A 2,688-nucleotide genomic window follows, 5' to 3' on the forward strand; every position below is an offset into this window, starting at 1 on the left:
AGTGATCGTCCAGCAGCGCTCAGTTCCTTGACGTGTTTTCTCTGCCGGGTTGTCAGAACATGTGGTCGCCCAAGCTGTTTCCCGGCCAGCCGGATAGCCGCAAGTCCTGCCCTTGTTCGCTCGCGGATCAGTTCCCGTTCAAACTGCGCAAAGCCTGCCAGGATGGTCAGAAACAACTGACCATTCGGGGTACCCGTCTCAATCCCGATGTTGAGAATACGCACTCGGATGTGGCGGCCCGTCAGGTTATTCACCAGCCCCATGACATCGAGCGTGTTACGACCCAGCCTGTCCAGACACGCCACAACCAGACTGTCTCCCTCATTGAGGCGACTGAGCAGGCCAGCAAGCCCCGGTCGACTGGCAGCAGGCACGCTGCCTGACACCGTATCAAATACGATTTCGGTCACACCTTCTTTCTGAAGAGCCGATACCTGCCCGTCACAGACCTGGTCGCCTGTCGAAACCCGTGCGTAGCCATACCGTGTCATGCTTCTGACCTCCCTGCGTTCCGGAACAGGATTTCGGAACAGCAGGACCCGTTTTTCCTGGCCTGTTCCAAAAACGACGGATTGTGAAACCCAGCGTTGCAGGTCAGCGAAGCAGGACCAAAAGAGAAAAGGAGCAGACAAGGAGAGTATCCTGTCTGAGTTCTCACTGCCTCCTGTTTGTTTGCAGTTTGGCTGCAACGTCGTCACGCCAGCGTCAGGTCATTGGTCCGGAGAAATTCATGAAACGGGTAGTCGTCTGTCTCTTACTGTGCGGTGCCCTGCCACCGGTCGCCCATGCACAGGATGCTGTAGCAGCTTTTCGCCGCAGCATGGTCAACGCCGCCATGGGGATGGGTGCTGGTCACATTCCCAATACTCCGGCAACGCCGCAGGCTCCTCAGGATAATGGCGGCGTGACACTGCAAAAGACCCTGACGTATCGTCCAATGGACAATGCGCTGGGACATGCCTCTCTCATGGGGATCTCGTTGGGCATGTCTGCACTGGAGGCAACAGCCCAACTTCGCCAGGCCTGTCAGGCGGACCCATCAATTCGTACCGAGACCCTGCGGACTTCCTATAAGGGCGTCGATATGGAGACCCAGTCTTATCCGTCGATGCTGTCCTGCCAACGAAATGGCGACGCCATCAATGTGTCGCTGGCACCTCCCGTCATGGGAGGCATAGTCATCAAGATCGAACGCAGTGTCGATTATCCGGCCATTAATGCTCCGGGATACGATGCTTTGAAAGGGGAACTTGTCACCCGGTATAACGCCCATCTCCCGTCTCTTTACAATGCTTCTGCCGTGACCGCTCTGTATGCACTCAAGGATGGCACGGTCACCGAAAAAGCTCATGGCGACCCTGTTGCATTCTCGCCGTCGTCCGATCCACGGGCGTCTGTTACGCAAGCCTGGATGCAGATAGCCGTTGATGTGGTCCCGCAAAATCCGTCAGCCGTCAGTCATCTGAGCATTGCGATCGAGGATATCGGAGCTGTCCAGACCATAACGGCTGAAGTCATCAAGCAGCTCAATGCGGCTGTAGACGCAAAGCTGGCCCACAACACCGTCAAGCCAGCATTGTGAGGGCGTGGTCATGACCGTATCCCCTTTGCAAAACGTGGCACCAGAAGAAGCAAACACCTTTCCTGGTAAAAGTCAGACTTCCAGAGTGCCTCATGAGCCGGAACATCGGGGTGTGATCATCAAAATACCCGATGCAACGCCAGGTCTGATCGTCGCTGATGGCCAGCAATATTCCTTCATGCTGCCCAAGGTTTGGCAGGGAACAGCCGCTCCCGCTCGCAACCAGAAAGTCGTGTTCACACTGGCAGCGAATGGCGACGTCAACGCAGTGCGTTTGCTCGGGCGCGATGTTCTAACCCATGAAACGCTCAGCGCATTGGGTCAAACCCTTCGCTCGAACGGTGGAACATTTGGCGAGAAAGTGTTGCCTCTGCTCCAGGCGCAGAAAGACCGCATGACGATGCCAGGTGTTGTCCTGTCGGGTGCATTGCTGCTTGGTTTTTTCGTGCTCCCCGGCTGGAGCCTTGAAGCTGGCAATACGATCCTTGGTGTCAATCTGGCCTACACCGTCAGCCAGTTGTTGGGCGTTGATGCCAGTGCCGCCGATCTTACGGTTCACTTTGGTTTTTGGCGTCTGATCGGATGTCTGGTGATCGTCCTGCCCTGGATTGCACCATGGCTGACGTTCAAACGAGCGCAGATGTTGAATGTCCTACCTCTTGTCTTCCTGATTACTCTCCCGCTGGTGGTGCATACGAAGCTGCGTCATTTCGCAGCGGATGCAGTGAAAAGCACCGGCCAACTTTTCGGCGGTCTGGGAGGCGATGGCGCAATGCAGCGCGATATGCAGGTGATGGTCGAGAAGCAGGTCTCCTCGTTGATTCATGCGACGTCCTGGAAGAGCGGGTATTGGATCGCGCTCATCGCGGCTTTAGGTCTTGCCGGTCTTGCACTCAAAAGCAGGCAGGGCGGAATACGCCACTAAGCTGATACCTATGACTGGCTTTAAGCTGTCTGCTGCACGACGCGGTAGACAGTGCTTGGTCCGACACGAAACAGTCTGGCAATCTCTCTAAGAGATTTGCCCTGCTGCGCCATTTCGCGAATGTGCTGACGCTGAACGGACGTCAGGCGGGGTGGACGTCCGATGAGCTTTCCTGCCGCCC

Annotated in this window: 4 protein-coding genes; 2 read left to right on the forward strand and 2 right to left on the reverse strand. The window is 56.3% G+C overall.

All coding sequences use genetic code 11. From position 1 onward, the window contains the following. Positions 1-632 (reverse strand): recombinase family protein (locus tag B7444_RS12525; RefSeq protein ID WP_052954150.1); only part of this gene is annotated, 632 nt, incomplete at its 3' end. A 98-nt stretch (positions 633-730) separates the two neighbouring features. Here B7444_RS12525 and B7444_RS12530 point away from each other — a divergent pair. Next, entirely contained in the window at positions 731-1,582 is an 852-nt protein-coding gene (locus B7444_RS12530; RefSeq protein WP_035730827.1) for a hypothetical protein, read from the forward strand. 112 nt (positions 1,583-1,694) lie between these two features. Further along, the gene (locus B7444_RS12535) at positions 1,695-2,507 is read left to right on the forward strand and encodes a hypothetical protein (protein WP_231503070.1); all 813 of its coding nucleotides are present in this window, start codon (positions 1,695-1,697) and stop codon (positions 2,505-2,507) included. Between the two features lie 20 nt (positions 2,508-2,527). Here B7444_RS12535 and B7444_RS17375 read toward each other — a convergent pair whose 3' ends face one another. Beyond that, complete coding sequence (locus tag B7444_RS17375; RefSeq protein WP_289305552.1) at positions 2,528-2,671, reverse strand: helix-turn-helix domain-containing protein; 144 nt, start codon at positions 2,669-2,671, stop codon at positions 2,528-2,530. Between the last annotated feature and the right edge of the window lie 17 nt (positions 2,672-2,688).

It is taken from the genome of Gluconobacter thailandicus F149-1 = NBRC 100600 (genome assembly GCF_000964465.1).
Lineage (GTDB): Bacteria > Pseudomonadota > Alphaproteobacteria > Acetobacterales > Acetobacteraceae > Gluconobacter > Gluconobacter thailandicus.

Bases quoted from the DNA above. Each gene is read 5' to 3' on its own strand.
- B7444_RS12530 (WP_035730827.1), top strand. From the start codon at position 731: ATGAAACGGGTAGTCGTCTGTCTCTTACTGTGCGGTGCCCTGCCACCG.